We start from the raw sequence: 18,627 nt of genomic DNA, 5'->3' as shown, positions 1-18,627 counted from the left end.
TGAAAGACGCGCGTCTCTGTCATTCAGACTCGTGCCTGCCCGTCACCCTGTCAACAGCGTCCTGGTCAGCGCGTGGTCGGGGTCGGTAAGGCCGTCGATGACGTTGAAGTGGTGACGGTCGGGCTCCTCGACGATCATCGTGGTAGCGCCGAGGCCGGTCCAGGCATTGGCAAGCAGTGCGTTCTGGCGGATGAACTCGGAGCGCTCACCGGCGCCGACCCAGCAGGCGATGCGCGCGTTTTCCATTGGCTCGAGCAGCGCGGGACTTTCCGCGCGCGCCTCGTCCATGTCGAGCTTAAGGTCCGCGTTCATCTTCGTCTTCATCATCGGGCGCAGGTCATGCACGCCGGAGATCGAGACGGTGTTGACGATGCGCGTGCGTACGGCCTCCGGCAGCGGCGACGTTTCCGAGACCATGCGCGACACCAGATGGCCGCCGGCCGAATGTCCGGTGAGGCGGATCGGTCCCTGCACCATGCCGGCGGCATGCTCGATCGCCTTGCCTATCTCCTTGACGATGCCTGAAATGCGGATGTCGGGGCATAGCGTATAGGACGGCATCACCACCGCATGGCCATGGGCCAGCGGCCCGGCTGCCAGGTGCGACCAGAAACTGCGATCGAGACGCAGCCAAAATCCGCCATGCACGAAGACGACGAGACCTTTCGGAGTGCCGGCAGGCAGAAAGAGGTCCAGCCGGTTGCGGGGCGCGTCGCCATAGGCGAGCCCGAGCCGCGCCCGATCCTGGTTCTCGAGCGTTTCGCGGAACGTCCGGGCGGGCTCCACCCAGGCATTCGGCCAGCGGTCGCCCTGCGGAATGTTGGCGCCGTTGGCATAGGCGTCGTCCCAGTCCTCGATGCGATGATGGATCATTTCGTCAACGTCCCCATGTGCGTCTTCCTTGGCGCGATGAACCTATCCTGTCCAGCCCTGAGAATATTTCAACCTTGAAATTTTATGCTTGAAGCATGCCTGGATTGGTGCAATCCTCCGGCAAAACAGAACAACGGGGAATGCGACGGATGAAAGTTGCAGTGCTCGGCGGAGGGCCGGCAGGCCTGTATTTTGCCATCTCGATGAAGCTGCGCGACGCGGCTCACGAGGTGGTTGTGTTCGAGCGCAACAAGGCCGACGACACCTTCGGCTGGGGCGTGGTCCTTTCCGACGAAACCCTCGACAATCTCGCCGCGAACGACGCGACCAGCGCTGCGGCCATCCGTAAGCATTTCGCCTATTGGGACGACATCGCCGTCATCCACCAGGGCGTTCGCACGGTCTCGACCGGCCATGGCTTTTGCGGCATCGGCCGCATGCGCCTGCTGCTCCTGCTTCAGGAGCGTGCGCGCGAACTCGGCGTCGACCTGCGTTTCCAGGCGGAGGTCGACGACCATGAGAATCTGATGGCGCAATACGATCTGGTGATCGCTGCCGACGGGCTCAATTCCAGGACGCGCGCAGCCTTCGCCGACCATTTCCAGCCTGATGTCGACACGCGCAAATGCAAGTTCGTCTGGCTCGGCACAAGGCAGAAATTCGACGACGCTTTCACCTTCATCTTCGAGAAGACCGAGCATGGCTGGGTATGGGCGCATGCCTACCAGTTCGATCCGGACACCGCGACCTTCATCGTCGAATGTGCGCAGGACACCTGGGAGAAATTCGGCTTCGGCGACATGACCAAGGAAGAGTCGATCGCGACCTGCGAGCGCATCTTCAAGGATCATCTCGGCGGCCACGCGCTGATGTCGAACGCCAACCATGTCCGCGGTTCGGCATGGATCAACTTCCCGCGCGTCCTGTGCGAACGCTGGTCCTACAAGAACATCGCGCTGATGGGCGATGCGGCAGCGACCGCGCATTTCTCCATCGGCTCCGGCACCAAGCTGGCGCTGGAATCCGCCATCGCCATGGCCGATTATCTGCACTCGGAGCCGACGCTGGAAGCGGCCTTCGCCAAGTACGAGGATGCCCGCCGTCTCGAAGTGCTTCGCCTTCAGTCGGCGGCCCGCAACTCGATGGAGTGGTTCGAGGAGGTGGAGCGCTACCTCCACCTCGATCCGGTCCAGTTCAGCTATTCACTGCTCACCCGCTCCCAGCGCATCAGCCATGAAAACCTGCGCCTGCGCGACGCGACATGGCTCGGCGGCGCCGAAGCCTGGTTTCAGCAGCAGGCGGGCGCTCCGGCCAACACCAACCGCGCGCCGATGTTCGCCCCCTACAGATTGCGCGGCATGGAGCTGAAGAACCGCGTCGTCGTCTCGCCGATGGCGCAATACAAGGCCGTGGACGGCACGCCGACCGACTGGCATTTCGTCCATTATGGCGAGCGCGCCAAGGGTGGCGCCGGCCTCGTCTATATCGAGATGACCTGCGTCTCGCCCGAAGGCCGCATCACGCCGGGCTGCCCGGGCTTCTACAAGCCCGAGCACGAGACTGCCTGGAAGCGCATCGTCGGTTTCGTCCACACGGAGACCGATGCGAAGATCTGCGCCCAGATCGGCCATTCCGGCGCCAAGGGATCGACGCAGCTCGGCTGGCAGGAAATGGACGCGCCGTTGACAGATGGCAACTGGCCGCTGCTGTCGGCGTCAGAAACGCCGTGGTCGCCGGAGAACCAGACCCCCAAGTCAATGACGCGCGCCGACATGGACGTGGTGCGCGACCAGTTCGTAGCATCGGCCGAAATGGCGGATCGCTGCGGCTTCGACATGCTCGAACTGCACATGGCGCATGGCTACCTGCTGGCGTCGTTCATCTCGCCGCTGACCAACCTGCGCACCGACGCGTATGGCGGCAGTCTCGAAAGCCGCATGCGCTGGCCGCTGGAGGTCTTCCAGGCCGTGCGCGCCGTATGGCCGGACGAAAAGCCGATTTCGGTGCGCATTTCGGCCAATGACTGGGTCGGCGACGAAGGCGTGACGCCCGAGGACGCGGTCGCGATCGCGCGCATCCTGCAGGAAGCGGGCGTCGACATCTGCGACGTCTCGGCCGGCCAGACGTCGAAGCGGGCGCAGCCGGTCTATGGCCGCATGTTCCAGACGCCGTTTTCCGACCGCATCCGCAACGAGACCGGCATGGCGACGATGGCCGTCGGCAACATCTACGAGCCCGACCACGTCAACTCGATCCTGATGGCCGGCCGCGCCGACCTCGTCTGCCTCGCCCGCCCGCATCTCGCCGATCCTTATTGGACCCTGCATGCGGCGGCCAGGCTGGGCGACAAAGGTGTGACCTGGCCGGCCCCCTACCTTCCGGGCCGTGACCAGCTCTACAGGCTTGCCGAACGCGGTCCGGAACAGATGACGGGGAAGGTGTGATGGGGATAGCCTTCAAGCACGCACTCGTCACCGGTGGGGGAAGCGGAATCGGCAAGGCGACTGCCGAGACACTGGCCGCTCAGGGCGTCGACGTGACGATCTGCGGCCGCCGCATCGATGCGCTCGACACTGTCGCTGCCGGCAACCCACGCATCCATGCGCATGTTGCCGACGTCACCGACGAGGCCTCCGTCGCACAACTCTATGACGCGGCGCAGGCGGCCCGCGGGCCTTTCGACATCGTCGTTGCCAATGCCGGCATGGCGGCAAGCGCACCGGCGGGCCGCACGACGCTCGACCTCTGGCAGCAGATGATGAGCGTGAACCTCACCGGCGCATTCCTGACCGTTCGTCCTGCCGTCGACCCGATGCGCAAGGCGGGCAGGGGCCGCATCATCTTCATCGCCTCGATCGCGGGACTGAAGGGTTCGCCATACATCTCCGCCTATGTCGCGTCCAAGCACGGCGTGGTCGGGCTGACCCGGGCGCTGGCGGCCGAACTCGCGCAGACCGAAATCACCGTCAATGCCGTGTGCCCGGGCTATGTCGAGACGCCGATGCTGGAGCGGACGATCGCCAACATCGTCGACAAGACCGGACGTGACGCGGAGGCCGCGCGCGCTGCGGTCGCCAAGGACAACCCGCAAGGCCGGATCATCGCGCCGCAGGAAGTGGCGGATACGGTGATGTGGCTGTGCGGCGAGGGCGCGCGCTCGGTCAACGGACAGGCGATTGCCCTGTCGGGAGGCGAAGTGTGAGCGAGGCTGTTCTGGAGCGAGACAACGCGGTTGCCGGCAACAAGGATCGCCTGCGCCTTTGGATCCGGCTGCTGCGGGCCGCGCGCATCGTCGAGGGCGAACTGCGCGAGCGGCTCAAGTCCAACTTCGAAACGACCTTGCCGCGCTTCGATGTCATGTCGGCGCTCTATCGTCAGCCCGACGGCATGCTGATGAGCGACCTGTCGCGTTTCCTTCTCGTCTCCAACGGCAACGTCACCGGCATCATCGACCGGCTGGTGACCGATGGCTTCGTCGTGCGATCGAACCGCGAGGGCGACCGCCGCACCTCGATCGTCCGCCTGACCGAGGGCGGCGCAAAGCGTTTCGCGGCGATGGCGGCCGCGCATGAAGACTGGATCGACGAACTTCTCGGAGAGGTCGGCGAGCAGGACGCGCGTCACCTGTCGTCGATGCTGAAAGCGTTCCGAAGCAATTGGGAGGCAGAGCATTGAGCCATATGGCGGGGCTGAAACCGAAGCATTTCCTCTGGCGCGTCGAGGGTTGCGTCGCCGTCATCCAGCTCGACCGGCCGGAACGCAAGAACCCGCTGACTTTCGATTCCTATGCCGAGTTGCGCGATACGTTTCGAGATCTGGTCTATGCCGACGACATCGACATCGTGGTCTTTGTGCCCAATGGCGGCAATTTCTGCTCGGGCGGCGACGTGCACGACATCATCGGCCCCCTGGTCGACATGGACATGAAGGAGCTGCTCGCCTTCACCCGGATGACCGGCGACTTCGTGAAGGCCATGCTCAATTGCGGCAAGCCGATCATCGCGGCCGTCGATGGAGTTGCGGTCGGTGCCGGCGCGATCATTACGATGGCCGCGGATATCCGCATCGCGACGCCCGAGGCCAAGACGGCGTTCCTGTTCACGCGGGTCGGGCTTGCCGGCTGCGACATGGGCGCATGCGCCATGCTGCCGAGGATCATCGGACAGGGACGGGCGGCGGAACTGCTCTACACCGGCCGCTCGATGAGCGCCGCCGAAGGCGAGCGCTGGGGCTACTACAACCGCCTCGTCGAGGCGGACCTGATCGAGACCGAGGCCCTGAAACTTGCGCAGCAGCTCGCCGCCGGCCCGACCTTCGCGCACGGCATCACCAAGACGCAGCTCAACCAGGAATGGTCGATGGGTCTCGACCAGGCGATCGAGGCCGAAGCCCAGGCCCAGGCCATCTGCATGCAGACCAGGGACTTCGAGCGGGCCTATCGGGCGTTTGTCGCCAAGGAACGTCCCGTGTTCGAGGGGAATTGAGGGATGACTCTGCTCGCGTCGGGCCAATGCACGGAAAAGCTGGCGGGACAGCGCCCCCCTCTGTCCTGCCGGACATCTCCCCCACAAGGGGGGAGATTGGCTGTCATCACTGTTTTCGCCAAACTTGGACGAGTGGCAATAGCCGTCGACACATCTGATCTCCCCCCTCGTGGGGGAGATGTCCGGCAGGACAGAGGGGGGCAACGTAGAGCGCCGACGGCAGTGGAGACCCTCCATGCCTGACCGCTCCTTCCTTTCCTGGCCGTTTTTCGAAGACCGCCACCGCGACCATGCTGAGCGCCTGGAAGCGTGGTGCGCGGCGAACCTTCCCGTCGATCATTCGGATGTCGACTCGGCCTGCCGCAAGCTGGTGGCCGCGCTCGGCGACGCAGGTTTCCTGAAGCCGACGGCGATCGATCCGGCCGACCCGCAGCCGCTCGACGTGCGTACGCTCTGCATCACCCGCGAAACGCTGGCGCGACATGACGGGCTTGCCGATTTCGCCTTCGCCATGCAGGGCCTGGGTACCGGCGCCATCAGCCTGTTCGGTACGCCTGAACAGCGCCAGTGGCTCGATAAGACCCGCTCAGGGAGGGCCCTTTCCGCCTTCGCCTTGTCCGAGCCGCGTTCGGGCTCCGACGTCGCCAACATGGAAATGACAGCCACGCGCGACGGCGATGACTACGTGCTGTCGGGCGAAAAGACCTGGATTTCCAACGGCGGCATCGCCGATGTCTATTGCGTCTTCGCCCGCACCGGCGAGGCGCCGGGCGCCAAGGGCATTTCGGCCTTCGTGGTGTCGGCCGACACGCCGGGCTTGCGCGTTGCCGAGCGCATTGATGTGGTCGCGCCGCATCCGCTCGCCCGGCTGGCTTTCGACGATGTCCACGTGCCGGCTTCCGCGCTGATCGGAAAGCCGGGCGAAGGATTTCGGATCGCCATGTCGGTGCTCGACGTATTCCGCTCCACCGTCGGCGCGGCTGCGCTCGGCTTCGCCCGCCGCGCGCTGGACGAAAGTGTCGCGCGCGTACGCGATCGCCAGCTTTTCGGTGCGCCGCTGTTCGACCTCCAGATGGTCCAGGGCCACATTGCCGACATGGCGCTGGACGTCGATGCCTCCGCACTGCTGGTCTATCGCGCCGCATGGACAAAGGATTCCGGCGCGCCGCGCGTCACCCGCGAGGCCGCGATGGCGAAACTCTACGCAACCGACCAGGCCCAGCAGGTCATCGACAAGGCGGTGCAGCTTCACGGCGGCGACGGGGTGCGCAGGGGGCACATCGTCGAGAGCCTTTACCGGGAAATCCGCGCATTACGCATCTACGAGGGCGCGTCAGACGTCCAGAAGGTGATTATCGCGCGGCAGACAATGGGAGCTTGACCAATGCTGGGTCCGTCAGCACATCTCGATACCTTCTCCCGCGACAATCTCCCGCCGTTCGACCAATGGCCGGAGTTGAATGTCGGGGGCTTCGACTATCCCGAATATCTCAACTGCGGTGTCGAACTGACCGATCGCCTGGTCGAGATGGGCTATGGCGATCGCACCGCGCTGATCGGCAATGGCCGCCGGCGCACCTACAAGGAACTCGCCGACTGGACCAACCGGCTGGCCCGCGCCCTTGTCGAGAACTACGGCGTCAAGCCGGGCAACCGCATCCTCATCCGCGCGCCCAACAACCCGGCGATGGTCGCCTGCTGGCTGGCGGCGACGAAGGCCGGCGCGGTGGTGGTCAACACCATGCCGATGCTGCGGGCCGGCGAGTTGGCGAAAATCGTCGACAAGGCGGAAATCTCGCTCGCTCTGTGCGATACCCGCATCAAGGACGAGATCGTCGCCTGTGCCAAGGACAGCAAGTACCTCAAGCAGGTCGTCGGCTTCGACGGTACGGCAAACCACGACGCCGAGCTCGACCGTGCTGCGCTCGACAAGCCCGTGACGTTCGAGGCGGTGAAGACGGGCCGCGACGACGTCTGCCTGCTGGGTTTTACCTCCGGCACGACCGGTGTGCCCAAGGCGACGATGCACTTCCATCGCGACGTGCTCATCATCGCCGACGGCTACGCCAAGGAGGTGCTTGACGTCACGCCGGACGACGTGTTCGTGGGCTCGCCGCCTCTGGCCTTCACCTTCGGCCTCGGCGGGCTGGCGGTGTTCCCGCTGCGCTTCGGTGCCGCGGCGACGCTTCTGGAAAGCGCGACGCCGCCGAACATGATCGACATCATCGAGACCTATAAGGCGACGATCTCGTTCACCGCGCCGACCGCCTACCGCGCGATGATGAAGGCGATGGACGAGGGCGCCGATCTTTCCTCCCTGCGCATCGCCGTCTCGGCCGGTGAAACACTGCCTGCTCCCGTTTATGAGGAGTGGGTCACGAAGACCGGCAAGCCCATCCTCGACGGCATCGGGGCCACCGAGATGCTGCACATCTTCATCACCAACCGGCTCAACGACCGCGCACCCGGCGTCACCGGCAGGCCGGTGACCGGCTACGAGGCGAGGATCGTCGACGCCGATATGAACGAAGTGCCGCGCGGCGAGGTTGGCCGCCTCGCGGTTCGCGGTCCCACGGGCTGCCGCTATCTCGCCGACGACCGGCAACAGGAATATGTCAGGGACGGCTGGAACTTGACCGGCGACTCCTTCATCCAGGACGAGGACGGCCATTTCCGATTCGCGGCGCGCTCGGACGACATGATCCTGTCGGCCGGCTACAACATCGCCGGCCCCGAAGTGGAGGCCGCATTGCTCGCCCATGAGCTGGTGCTGGAATGCGCCGTCATTGGCGCCGCCGACGACGAACGCGGCCAGATCGTCGAGGCGCACGTCGTGCTGGTGGCCGGCGCATCGTCCGACGAGGCAACCATTCGTATCCTGCAGGACCATGTGAAGGCGGTGATCGCGCCTTACAAATATCCCCGCTCGGTCAAGTTCGTCACGGCGCTGCCAAAGACCCAGACAGGCAAGATCCAGCGCTTCCGCCTGCGCGAGGGAGCATGAGCATGGACGCGTCGAACAGCGCTGTCATTTCCATGATGGACGCATCATGACCAGCCCGACCGGCCAGGACACCCACGGCGCGGAGACCGACTTCCGCGAGCGCATGGCCTATGGGGACTACCTGCATCTCGAGAAGATCCTCGACGCGCAGTCGCCGCTGTCCGCATCGCCCGACGAACTGCTGTTCATCATCCAGCACCAGACGTCGGAGCTTTGGATGAAGCTGGCGATCCACGAGATTTCGGCGGCGATCGCAGTCTTGCGGGCCGACGATCTGCGGCCGGCCTTCAAGATGCTGACGCGTGTCGCGCGCATATTCGAGCAGCTCAATAGCGCCTGGGACGTGCTGCGCACCATGACGCCGAGCGAGTACACGCGGTTCCGCGACGATCTCGGCAAGTCGTCGGGTTTTCAGTCATCGCAGTATCGCGCCATCGAGTTCCTCGCCGGCAACCGCAACCTCGCCATGCTGAAACCGCATGAGCATCGCCCCGAAACCATCGCGCGGCTGGAAGACATTCTGGCGCGCCCCAGCCTCTACGACGAGGCGTTGGCCCTGCTTGCCCGCAACGGTTTCGACATCGGCGCGGATGCGACCAGGACCGAGTGGCGCACCACACGCCCCGAAAGCGATGCGGTGCTTGCCGCGTGGCAGACGATCTACCGGGCGCCGGAAACGCATTGGGCGCTATACGAGCTTGCCGAGAAGCTGGTCGACTTCGAGGACTATTTCCGTCGCTGGCGCTTCAACCACGTCACCACCGTCGAGCGCATCATCGGGCTGAAGCGCGGCACCGGCGGCACTGCCGGGGTTTCCTATCTCAGGCGCATGCTCGAGGTGGAACTGTTTCCCGAACTCTGGAAGGTGAGGACGGTACTGTGACGACCGGCCGGGGGCCATCATGGCCGCCGGCCCAACAAAAACACTGCCGCGGACTGGCTTTGCGGTCAAAACTTATCCATCGTGCGGGACCTCAGAGGGTCCAGGTAACAACGGGAGTACAACCATGAAGAAACTGATAGCTGCTAGCCTCGCCGCACTCGCCATGAGCGTTTCGGTCGCGTCCGCCGAGCCGATCAAGGTAGGCATGATCACCACGCTTTCCGGCGGCGGTGCCGGCCTCGGCGTCGATGCGCGCGACGGCTTCATGCTGGCGCTGAAGAATGCCGGCGACGCAGCCGCCGAGATCGAGGTCATCACCGAGGACGACGGCCAAAAGCCCGAGCTGGCGGTTCAGATCGCCGACAAGATGATCCAGTCCGACCAGGTCGACCTGCTGACCGGCATCATCTGGTCCAACCTCGCTATGGCGGTCGTCCCGAGCGCCGTCGCACAGGGCAAGTTCTACCTCTCCGTCAATGCCGGGCCTTCCCCGCTGGCCGGCGCGCAATGCCACGAGAACTACTTCAACGTCGCCTATCAGAACGACAACTTCCATGAGGCGATGGGCCAGTACGCCAACGAGGACTACTCGAAGACTTTCATCATGGCGCCGAACTATCCGGCGGGCACAGACGCGCTGACAGGCTTCAAGCGCTTCTACAAGGGTGAACTGACCGGCGAGGTCTATACCCAGCTCGGCCAGACCGACTACGCCGCCGAGATCGCGCAGATTCGCGCTTCGGGCGCCGATTCCGTCTTCATGTTCCTGCCGGGCGGGATGGGCATAGCCTTCACCAAGCAGTACTCGCAGTCCGGTGTCGGCATTCCGCTGATGGGTCCGGCATTCTCCTTCAGCCAGGACGTGCTCGGTGCGATCGGTGATGCGGCTCTGGGCGTGAAGAACTCCGCTTCCTGGTCGCACGATCTCGACAACGAAGCGAACGCCAAGTTCGTCGAGACCTTCCAGGCAGAATATGGCCGGTTGCCGTCGGTCTATGCAGCGCAGGCGTACGACACGGCCAATCTGATCGTTTCAGCCGCCGGCAAGGCGAGCGTTGCCGATGCAGAGGCATTCCGTGCCGCGCTGAAGGAAGCCGACTTCGATTCCGTCCGTGGCAAGTTCTCCTTCAACACCAACAACCACCCGATCCAGGACATCTACGTCCGCGAGGTGGTCAAGGAAGGTGACGTGTTGACGAACGAGATCGTCGCAACGGCATTCACCGATCACACGGACGCTTACGTGGCAGAGTGCGCGCTGCAGTAGGGCGGGCTCATTCCAAGCTTCCTTCTCCCCGTTGAAGGGGAGAAGGACCCGGCAGTCGATGAGGCGATGCCGAAACGTCTCAGACAATTGGCAACGCTTGCGCCGCCCCTCGCCCTGCCGTTCTGGCCATCCTCTAACCGTGATCGGGGAGAGGGTGCCGTCATCGCCTAGTCTCTCAACCGAAGCAGCCCAACCGTGCAAATCGCCCTTTTCACAGAACAAATCCTCAACGGGCTGCAGCTCGGCGTGATGCTGTTTCTCATGGCGGCCGGGCTGACCCTGATATTCGGCGTGATGGGCCTCATCAATCTCGCCCACGGCTCGCTCTACATGGTCGGCGCGTTCGCCTGCGCGGCCGTGGCTGCCGCCACCGGCTCGTTCTGGCTCGGTCTGGTCGCGAGCCTCGCCGCCGCCGCGGCAGCCGGCGCCATCGTGGAAATCCTCGTGATCCGGCGGCTCTACGAGCGCGAACATCTCGACCAGGTCCTGGCGACCTTCGCGCTGATCCTGGTGTTCTCGGAGGGCACGCGCTGGCTGTTCGGCTCGTTCCCGCTCTATCTAGACATACCGGTGCTGCTGCAGGGCACCGTCCCGCTGCCCGGCGGCTCACGCTATCAGCTCTATCGTCTGGCGATCATCGGCGTTGGCATTGCCGTCGCCGTCGGGCTTTTCCTTCTCATTTCGAGAACCCGGCTCGGCATGCGCATCCGTGCAGGCGAATCCGACCGCGAGATGATCGGCGCGCTGGGCGTCGATATCCGCACGCTCTATACAGTCGTCTTCGCGCTCGGAGCAGCACTGGCCGGTCTGGCTGGCGCCATGGTCGGCGCGCTGCAGTCCGTGCAGGTTGGCATGGGGGAGCCGGTGCTGATCCTCGCCTTCGTGGTCATCGTCATTGGCGGTATCGGCTCGATCAAGGGCGCGCTGGTCGGTGCCCTACTGGTCGGACTGGTCGATACGATGGGCCGTTTCCTGCTGCCGCAGGTGTTCGGCATCTTCATGGATCCCTCGCAAGCTGGCCTCGTCGGTGGCGCCCTCGCCTCCATGCTGATCTATATCGTCATGGCGGTCATCCTGGCCGTACGCCCGCAGGGGCTGTTTCCCGCGATGAAGGGCTGACGCGATGGCGATCTCACGCGAAACCGTCATCAATCTCGTGCTGGCGTTGCTGCTGCTGGCGATACCGTTCGCCGCGATCCAGTTCGGCAATCCGTTCTACGTCACGCTCGCAACACGCATGGCGATCCTCGGCCTTGCCGCCGTCGGGCTCAACATCGCGCTCGGCCTGGGCGGGCTGGTATCCTTTGGGCATGCCGCCTTCTTTGGCGTCGGCGGCTATGCCGCGGGTATCCTCGCCAGCCATGCATTTTCCGCCCAACCGCTCGACTTCGGCATCCTCTCGGTGCCGGGAACGACGCTGATGCCCATCATCTGGCTGGTGGCGCTGGGCGCCGGCGGGCTGCTGGCCGCCGGCATCGGCGTGATCTCACTGCGCACGTCGGGCGTCTATTTCATCATGATCACGCTCGCCTTCGCCCAGATGACGTTCTACTTCGCCATTTCCTGGCCTGCCTATGGGGGCGAGGACGGGCTCTCGATCATCGTGCGCAACAGCTTTCCCGGCGTGAACACGATGGTTCCGCTGAATTATTTCCTCATCTGCTACGCCGTGCTGATGGTCGCGCTGCTGGTCTCCGCCTTCATCCGTGACTCCCGCTTCGGCGCTGCGCTGCAGGCGGCGCGGCAGAACGAGGTCCGTGTTGCCTCGGTCGGCATCGCGCCGTTCAGGATCAGGCTCGTCGCGTTTGTCATTTCCGGCATGATCACCGCGCTTGCAGGCGCTCTCTATGCCGATCTCAACCGTTTCGTCAGCCCGTCCATGCTGTCCTGGCACATGTCGGGCGAGTTCATCGTGCTCATCATTCTCGGCGGCGTCGGCCGGCTCTACGGTCCGGTTGCAGGGGCCATGCTGTATGTGATGTTCGAGTTCCTGCTGGGGGGGTTCACCGAACGCTGGCAGTTATTCCTCGGTCTCGCACTTCTCGGCGTGGTGCTGTTTGCGCGCGGCGGCATGCTCGGGCTGCTTGCCGGAAAGGCGCGTCATGGCTGATATCGTCCTCGACATACGCGGCCTCAACAAGAGCTTCGGCGCCCTAAAGGCGACCGAGAATATCAGTCTCGACCTGCGACCTGGCGAAATTCACGCGCTGATCGGTCCCAACGGGGCGGGCAAGTCGACGCTGATCCACCAGATCGCTGGGACGCTGAAACCCGATTCCGGCGACATCTCGTTCCTCGGCCAGCCCGTCGGTCATCTCGGCGTCGCCGCGCGGGCAAGGCTAGGGCTGGGGCGCTCCTTCCAGGTTTCGTCGCTGGCGCCGGAATTCTCCGCGCTGCGCAACGTGATGCTTGCGGTACAGTCGAGGCAGAGTTCGTCCTTCCGTTTCTTCAGGCCGGTAAAGAAGGACCCCACTCTGGTCGATCCCGCCATGGCGGCGCTCGAACGGGTCGGCCTCGCGGGCCGTGCTGGTGTCGCAGCCGCCGAGCTGTCGCATGGCGAGCGCCGGCAGCTCGAGATCGCCATCGCGCTGGCACTGGGATCACGCGCGTTCCTGCTCGATGAACCGATGGCCGGGATGGGTCCGGAAGGATCACGTCAATTGACGGAGTTTCTCGATGGCTTGCGTAGCGAGGCGCCGATCCTGCTGGTCGAGCATGACATGGATGCCGTCTTCGCGCTCGCCGACCGCATTTCCGTCCTGGTCTATGGTCGCATCATCGCCTCCGGCACGGTGGAGGAAATTCGTAACGATCCCGAAGTCCGCCGCGCCTATCTGGGGGATTCCGAATGAGCCTGCTTGAAATCAAGGACCTCGAGACCTTCTATGGCGCAAGCCAGGCGCTGTTCGGCGTCGACCTTGATGTCGGCGAAGGCGAGGTGGTGGCGCTCATGGGCCGCAACGGCATGGGCAAGACGACCACCATCCGCTCGATCATGGCGCTGACGCCGGCGCGCTCGGGCTCCGTGCGCTATGCCGGCCGGGATATCCACGCGATGCGGCCGCATCGCATCGCGCGGCTGGGGCTCGGACTGGTGCCGGAAGGACGGCGCTGCTTTCCCAACCTGACGGTTGCCGAAAACCTGACTGCCGCCGCGCGGTCGGGTCGGTGGACGCTGGCCGAAATCAATCAGTTGTTCCCGCGCCTGGCCGAGCGCCGCGACCAGATGGCGCGCACGCTTTCGGGAGGCGAGCAGCAGATGCTGGCAATCGGCCGGGCGCTGATGACAAATCCGGGGCTGCTGATCCTCGACGAGGCGACCGAAGGTCTCGCGCCGGTGATCCGGCATGACATCTGGGCTGTCATCCGCACCCTCAAGCAGCAGGGGCAGTCGATCCTGATTGTCGACAAGACATTGTCGGAACTGCTTCCGTGCGCCGATCGTTGCTTTGTGCTCGAGAAGGGCGCCACCGTCTGGCGGGGACGTCCGGCGGAACTGACGCCCGAACTTCAGGATCGTTATCTCGGCGTCTGACGCCGCCAAAGCAGAGCGGGCCGGCCGGGCTCGCCATCGGAGGATTCTCGCATGACCGACGCCCGCACGCCGCATGAAAACCTTCATCCCTCGAACTGGAAGAAGGCTTCGGGCTATGCCAACGGCATGCTGGCGCAGGGGCGAACGGTATGGGTCGGCGGCCAGATCGGCTGGACCGGCGATCAGGTCTTCGAGGCAAAGGACCTCGTCGGCCAGACCCAGCAGGCGCTGCGCAACATCGTCGCCATCCTGCGCGAGGCCGGCGGCCGGCCCGAACATATCGTCCGCATGACCTGGTTCGTTACCGACAAGAAGGACTACCTCGCCAATCTCAAGGGCGTCGGGGCAGCGTATCGTTCCGTGATGGGCAAGCACTTTCCGGCGATGACGATGGTGCAGGTGGTCGCGCTGATCGAGAATGACGCCAAGGTCGAGATCGAGGCGACCGCCGTCCTGCCCGACTGACGCTCGACTCCGCAGGAACGAACCACAGCATGCCCGCGTTGCCTCATCTGACGATTCTCAGAGGGGCAGAAATTCATGGCAAGCCACGAAAAGCCTGTCGTATTGATCACGGGTGCGGCCGGCGGCATCGGCAGCGCGCTGGCCAAGAAACTCGGCGATGCGTTCGACATCGTCGGTCTCGACATGAAGGGCAAGACCGCCGATTTTCCGTTGCTTGAGATCGACCTTTCCGACCGGGCTTCGGTTGATCGCGCATTGGAAGAATTCGCGCGTGACCACGGCCGCACCATTGCGGCGGTGATCCACCTTGCCGCCTATTTCGACTTCACCGGCGAGGAGAACCCGCTCTACGAGAAGGTGAATGTCGAGGGCACGCGTCACCTTCTCGATGCGCTGCAATCCTTCCAGGTCGAGCGCTTCATCTATTCCGGCACAATGCTGGTCCATCGTGCCGGGGAGCCCGGCGATGTGGTCGACGAAGACACCCCGATCGAGCCGAAATGGGCCTATCCGATCTCGAAGGCCAAGGCAGAAGAAGTCATCCACGCCCATCGCGGCAACATCCCCGTCCTGCTGCTGCATCTGGCCGGGCTCTATGACGACGAGACGGCGGTGCCGACGCTGGCTCACCAGATCGCCCGCATCTACGAACGCGACATGAAGAGCCGGCTGTATTCCGGCGACACGGATGCCGGCCAGTCCTTCATCCACCGCGAGGACATGATGCGCCTCTTCCGGCTCGCTGTGGAAAAACGCGCAGCCCTGCCCGACGAGGTCGTGATCCTCGCCGGCGAAGAGGACGCGCTCGCCTATTCGGAACTTCAGGAGCGTCTGGGCAAGCTGATCCATGGCGAGGATGAATGGGCGACGCTGTCGCTGCCTAAGCCGCTGGCAAAAGTCGGCGCGTGGGTCGAGGAGAAAGCTGAGCCGGTCATCCCCGACGACATCGACAAGGGTGAGAAGCCCTTCATCCGCGCCTTCATGATCGAAATGGCGGATGATCACTACGCTCTCGACATCACGCGCGCCCGCGATCTGCTGGGGTGGCAGCCGAAACGCGGCATTGCCGAAACCCTGCCCAAGATCGTCGCCGCGCTGAAGCGGGATCCGCTGGTCTGGTACAAGAAGAACCGCATCACGCCGCCGGATTGGCTTGAAACCGCAGACGAAGTGTCGGATCAAAATCCGGAAGAGATCCGGGCGGGGTACGAAGAGAAGTTCCGGCGCGAGCATCGGGACAATCTCTGGGCGCATTTCGCCAATGCGGCACTTGGTTCGTGGCTGATCTTCTCGCCGGCGACGATGGGCTATTCCGGAACATGGATGGGGTGGAGCGATATCGCCGCCGGCGTCCTGCTGATGGGGTTGGGCTTCGCTTCGCTGTCCTGGCGGTTGGCGCTGGTGCGCTATGGCGTCGCCATCATCGGCCTTTGGCTTCTCGCCGCACCGTTGTTCCTGTGGACCCCGTCTGCCGCCGCCTATCTCAACGGCACGCTGGTGGGCACGCTGGTCATCGGCTTCGCCCTCGCAGTAAGGCCGACGCCGGGCATCAGCCCGGTCGCCGAGATGACCGGCCCCAACATCCCGCCCGGCTGGAGCTACAACCCATCCGGCTGGCTGCAGCGCGCGCCGATCATCCTGCTCGCCTTCGTCGGGCTCTACTTCTCACGTTATCTTGCGGCCTACCAGCTCGGCCATATCGAGGCGGCGTGGGATCCGTTCTTCCCCGGCACCGTGCCGGGCAAGAACGGCAGCGAGGATATCGTCACGTCAAGCGTTTCGGAGGCATGGCCCGTGCCGGATGCGGGCGCCGGCGCGGCGGTCTATGTGCTTGAGATCCTCACCGGCCTGATCGGCTCGCGCCGCCGCTGGCGAACAATGCCCTGGATGGTGGTGGCCTTCGGTGTTCTCATCGTGCCGCTTGGCGTGGTCTCGATCACGTTCATCATCATTCAGCCGATCGTGCTTGGCACGTGGTGCACGCTCTGCCTGATCGGCGCGGCCGCGATGCTGATCCAGATCCCCTACTCGCTCGACGAGCTGATCGCGACCTGCGAGTTTCTCTATCGCCGCCGGAAACAGGGCGCGCCGCTTCTGAAGATATTCTTCACTGGTGACACCGACGAAGTCCGCGGCAGCGACTCCGCGCAACAGCAGGACGAGGCGGATGAATTCGCCCGGCCCGCCCGCGCGATCATCGCCGACCTCTTCGGCGGTGGGGTGAACTTCCCCTGGACGCTGACACTGTGCGCTTTGATCGGCCTTTGGCTGATGTTCACGCGCCTGACCTTCGGCAGCGATGGCGCGATGGCCGATGCCGATCATCTCATCGGCGCGCTGGTGGTCACGTTCAGCGTCATCGCCTTCGCCGAGATCGGGCGCGCGGTGCGCTTCCTCAATATGCCGCTCGGTGCCGCGCTTCTCGTGACACCCTTCATATTCGACGCGAGCGCTGCCGCGACCGTGTCGAGCCTGGTCAGCGGCATACTCCTGATTGCGCTCAGCATCCCGCGCGGACCGATCGAGCAGAAATGGGGAATGTCTTCGATATTGATTCGATAACGGGGCCCCGAATCCCGGTTTAAATCGATTTATCGCCGCGCACTTGACTCCGTCGTGTGTCGGTGCCGAAGATGCTGCCACGCAAGCGCTTCGCGGTGCCGTCGAGGAGGATGTTTCGGCAATCGGCGATGGTGGAAGCGCGACGCGCGGAATGGAGGTTCCGCGTCCTATCGAATGAAAGTTTCGTACGGGAGGAATACCATGAAGAAGACCCTGATGGCGGGCGCCGCGCTCGCCGCGCTGCTGCATGTATCACCGGCTTCTGCGCAACTGCTCTTCGAACCGGGCGAGGACGATCGCTTCAACTGGGCAGATTACGAGACGCTGCAGCAAACCGATCTTTCCGGAGAGACGCTGACGGTCTTCGGGCCTTGGCGCGGTGCTGACGAGGATCTGATCCAGTCGGTCCTCAACTATTTCCGCGAGGCAACCGGCGCGACGGTCAACTATTCATCCTCGGAGAACTATGAACAGCAGATCGTCATCGACACCCAGGCCGGCAGCCCGCCAAACATCGCGATCCTGCCTCAGCCGGGCCTGATCCAGGATCTCGCCTCGAAGGGCCTGCTGACGCCGCTCGGCGATGAGACCGAACAATGGGTGGCGCAGAACTATGGCGCCGGCGAATCCTGGGTCGATCTGGGAACCTATGCCAACGAGAACGGCGAAGAGCAGTTCTTCGCCTTTCCCTACAAGGCCGACGTGAAGTCGCTGGTCTGGTACTCGCCCGACAATTTCGAGGATGCGGGCTACGAAATACCGGAGACCATGGAAGACCTGCTGGCGCTGCAGGACCAGATCGTCGAGGACGGCGGTGTGCCGTGGTGCATCGGCCTGGGTTCCGGTGGCGCGACCGGATGGCCGGCGACCGACTGGGTCGAGGACATCATGCTGCGCATTCACGAGCCCTCGGTCTATGACCAGTGGGTGACGAACGAAATCCCGTTCAACGATCCCAAGGTGGTCGAGGCGCTGGAAATCTTCGCCTCGATTGCCACCAATGACGACTATGTCGATGGCGGCGCAGCCGCGGTGGCGGCGACCGACTTCCGCGACAGCCCGAAGGGCCTGTTCGGGATTCCGCCGCGCTGCTACATGCACCATCAGGCGTCGTTCATCCCGTCCTTCTTCCCCGAAGGCACCGAGTTGGGCATCGATGCGGACTTCTTCTACATGCCGCCTTATGCGGAAAAGGATCTCGGCCGTCCGGTTCTGGGTGCCGGCACCCTTGCGATGATCACCAAGGATTCCGACGCCTCGCGCGCGTTCATCGAGTTCCTCAAGCTGCCTCTGACCCATGAATTGTGGATGGCGCAGTCCGGGTTCGTCACGCCGCACAAGGGCGTGAACGCGGACGCCTATGCCAATGAGGAACTCAAGCGCCAGGGCGAAATTCTCGCTGAGGCAACGACGTTCCGGTTCGACGGTTCGGACCTGATGCCAGGCCGCATCGGGGCAGGGTCCTTCTGGACCGGTGTGGTCGAGCTTGTCGGCGGCAAGCCGGCCGAACAGGTCGCGACGGAAATCCAGTCGAGCTGGGATTCGATCAAGTAG

The 18,627-nt window shown here is 64.1% G+C and carries 16 protein-coding genes; 15 read left to right on the top strand and 1 reads right to left on the bottom strand.

Annotated features, from left to right (window positions below):
* Window positions 1–42: 42 nt before the first annotated feature.
* On the bottom strand, window positions 43–873 hold the full coding sequence (locus AAFN84_RS11700; protein ID WP_347514726.1) for an alpha/beta hydrolase: 831 nt from the start codon (window positions 871–873) through the stop codon (window positions 43–45).
* A gap of 149 nt (window positions 874–1,022) precedes the next feature.
* Here AAFN84_RS11700 and AAFN84_RS11695 point away from each other — a divergent pair, with 149 nt between their 5' ends.
* The 15 genes from AAFN84_RS11695 to AAFN84_RS11625 all read left to right on the top strand — a co-directional run bounded on the left by AAFN84_RS11695 (window position 1,023) and on the right by AAFN84_RS11625 (window position 18,627).
* Complete coding sequence (locus tag AAFN84_RS11695; protein ID WP_347514725.1) at window positions 1,023–3,317, top strand: bifunctional salicylyl-CoA 5-hydroxylase/oxidoreductase; 2,295 nt, start codon at window positions 1,023–1,025, stop codon at window positions 3,315–3,317.
* On the top strand, window positions 3,317–4,075 hold the full coding sequence (locus AAFN84_RS11690) for an SDR family NAD(P)-dependent oxidoreductase (RefSeq protein ID WP_347514724.1): 759 nt from the start codon (window positions 3,317–3,319) through the stop codon (window positions 4,073–4,075). The genes AAFN84_RS11695 and AAFN84_RS11690 overlap by 1 nt, the downstream gene beginning before the upstream one ends.
* Entirely contained in the window at window positions 4,072–4,548 is a 477-nt protein-coding gene (locus tag AAFN84_RS11685; protein WP_347514723.1) for a MarR family transcriptional regulator, read from the top strand. The genes AAFN84_RS11690 and AAFN84_RS11685 overlap by 4 nt, the downstream gene beginning before the upstream one ends.
* Complete coding sequence (locus AAFN84_RS11680) at window positions 4,545–5,357, top strand: enoyl-CoA hydratase family protein (RefSeq protein ID WP_347514722.1); 813 nt, start codon at window positions 4,545–4,547, stop codon at window positions 5,355–5,357. The genes AAFN84_RS11685 and AAFN84_RS11680 overlap by 4 nt, the downstream gene beginning before the upstream one ends.
* 235 nt (window positions 5,358–5,592) lie before the next feature.
* On the top strand, window positions 5,593–6,738 hold the full coding sequence (locus AAFN84_RS11675) for an acyl-CoA dehydrogenase family protein (protein WP_347514721.1): 1,146 nt from the start codon (window positions 5,593–5,595) through the stop codon (window positions 6,736–6,738).
* Window positions 6,739–6,741: 3 nt separating this feature from the next.
* Entirely contained in the window at window positions 6,742–8,361 is a 1,620-nt protein-coding gene (locus AAFN84_RS11670; RefSeq protein WP_347514720.1) for an AMP-binding protein, read from the top strand.
* Between the two features lie 46 nt (window positions 8,362–8,407).
* Window positions 8,408–9,244, top strand: a complete 837-nt coding sequence (kynA, locus tag AAFN84_RS11665; RefSeq protein WP_347514719.1) for a tryptophan 2,3-dioxygenase — start codon at window positions 8,408–8,410, stop codon at window positions 9,242–9,244.
* A 124-nt stretch (window positions 9,245–9,368) separates the two neighbouring features.
* Window positions 9,369–10,511 carry an ABC transporter substrate-binding protein gene (locus AAFN84_RS11660; protein WP_347514718.1) on the top strand — a complete coding sequence of 381 codons (1,143 nt, stop codon included), beginning with the start codon at window positions 9,369–9,371 and terminating at the stop codon, window positions 10,509–10,511.
* A gap of 195 nt (window positions 10,512–10,706) precedes the next feature.
* Window positions 10,707–11,630: a branched-chain amino acid ABC transporter permease gene (locus tag AAFN84_RS11655; RefSeq protein ID WP_347514717.1), complete on the top strand. Its 924-nt coding sequence runs from the start codon at window positions 10,707–10,709 to the stop codon at window positions 11,628–11,630.
* Between the two features lie 10 nt (window positions 11,631–11,640).
* Window positions 11,641–12,621: a branched-chain amino acid ABC transporter permease gene (locus tag AAFN84_RS11650; protein WP_347515117.1), complete on the top strand. Its 981-nt coding sequence runs from the start codon at window positions 11,641–11,643 to the stop codon at window positions 12,619–12,621.
* Entirely contained in the window at window positions 12,614–13,363 is a 750-nt protein-coding gene (locus AAFN84_RS11645) for an ABC transporter ATP-binding protein (protein ID WP_347514716.1), read from the top strand. The genes AAFN84_RS11650 and AAFN84_RS11645 overlap by 8 nt, the downstream gene beginning before the upstream one ends.
* Window positions 13,360–14,046 carry an ABC transporter ATP-binding protein gene (locus tag AAFN84_RS11640; RefSeq protein ID WP_347514715.1) on the top strand — a complete coding sequence of 229 codons (687 nt, stop codon included), beginning with the start codon at window positions 13,360–13,362 and terminating at the stop codon, window positions 14,044–14,046. The genes AAFN84_RS11645 and AAFN84_RS11640 overlap by 4 nt, the downstream gene beginning before the upstream one ends.
* 51 nt (window positions 14,047–14,097) lie before the next feature.
* Window positions 14,098–14,511 carry a RidA family protein gene (locus tag AAFN84_RS11635; RefSeq protein ID WP_347514714.1) on the top strand — a complete coding sequence of 138 codons (414 nt, stop codon included), beginning with the start codon at window positions 14,098–14,100 and terminating at the stop codon, window positions 14,509–14,511.
* A 75-nt stretch (window positions 14,512–14,586) separates the two neighbouring features.
* Window positions 14,587–17,073, top strand: coding sequence for an NAD-dependent epimerase/dehydratase family protein (locus tag AAFN84_RS11630; RefSeq protein ID WP_347514713.1), 2,487 nt, complete (start codon window positions 14,587–14,589; stop codon window positions 17,071–17,073).
* 201 nt (window positions 17,074–17,274) lie between these two features.
* A complete protein-coding gene (locus AAFN84_RS11625) occupies window positions 17,275–18,627 on the top strand; it encodes an ABC transporter substrate-binding protein (RefSeq protein WP_347514712.1) in 1,353 nt (450 codons plus the stop codon).

It is taken from the genome of Mesorhizobium sp. CAU 1741, from assembly GCF_039839275.1.
In the GTDB taxonomy this organism is placed as follows: domain Bacteria; phylum Pseudomonadota; class Alphaproteobacteria; order Rhizobiales; family Rhizobiaceae; genus Aerobium.
This window is presented reverse-complemented; position numbering and strand designations above follow the sequence as displayed.

Coding starts and splice junctions, on each gene's coding strand:
- AAFN84_RS11635 (WP_347514714.1), top strand. CDS start 14,098: ATGACCGACGCCCGCACGCCGCATGAAAACCTTCATCCCTCGAACTGG.
- AAFN84_RS11625 (WP_347514712.1), top strand. CDS start 17,275: ATGAAGAAGACCCTGATGGCGGGCGCCGCGCTCGCCGCGCTGCTGCAT.
- AAFN84_RS11640 (WP_347514715.1), top strand. CDS start 13,360: ATGAGCCTGCTTGAAATCAAGGACCTCGAGACCTTCTATGGCGCAAGC.
- AAFN84_RS11700 (WP_347514726.1), bottom strand. CDS start 873: ATGATCCATCATCGCATCGAGGACTGGGACGACGCCTATGCCAACGGC.
- AAFN84_RS11660 (WP_347514718.1), top strand. CDS start 9,369: ATGAAGAAACTGATAGCTGCTAGCCTCGCCGCACTCGCCATGAGCGTT.
- AAFN84_RS11675 (WP_347514721.1), top strand. CDS start 5,593: ATGCCTGACCGCTCCTTCCTTTCCTGGCCGTTTTTCGAAGACCGCCAC.
- AAFN84_RS11695 (WP_347514725.1), top strand. CDS start 1,023: ATGAAAGTTGCAGTGCTCGGCGGAGGGCCGGCAGGCCTGTATTTTGCC.
- AAFN84_RS11630 (WP_347514713.1), top strand. CDS start 14,587: ATGGCAAGCCACGAAAAGCCTGTCGTATTGATCACGGGTGCGGCCGGC.
- AAFN84_RS11645 (WP_347514716.1), top strand. CDS start 12,614: ATGGCTGATATCGTCCTCGACATACGCGGCCTCAACAAGAGCTTCGGC.
- AAFN84_RS11670 (WP_347514720.1), top strand. CDS start 6,742: ATGCTGGGTCCGTCAGCACATCTCGATACCTTCTCCCGCGACAATCTC.
- AAFN84_RS11690 (WP_347514724.1), top strand. CDS start 3,317: ATGGGGATAGCCTTCAAGCACGCACTCGTCACCGGTGGGGGAAGCGGA.
- kynA (WP_347514719.1), top strand. CDS start 8,408: ATGACCAGCCCGACCGGCCAGGACACCCACGGCGCGGAGACCGACTTC.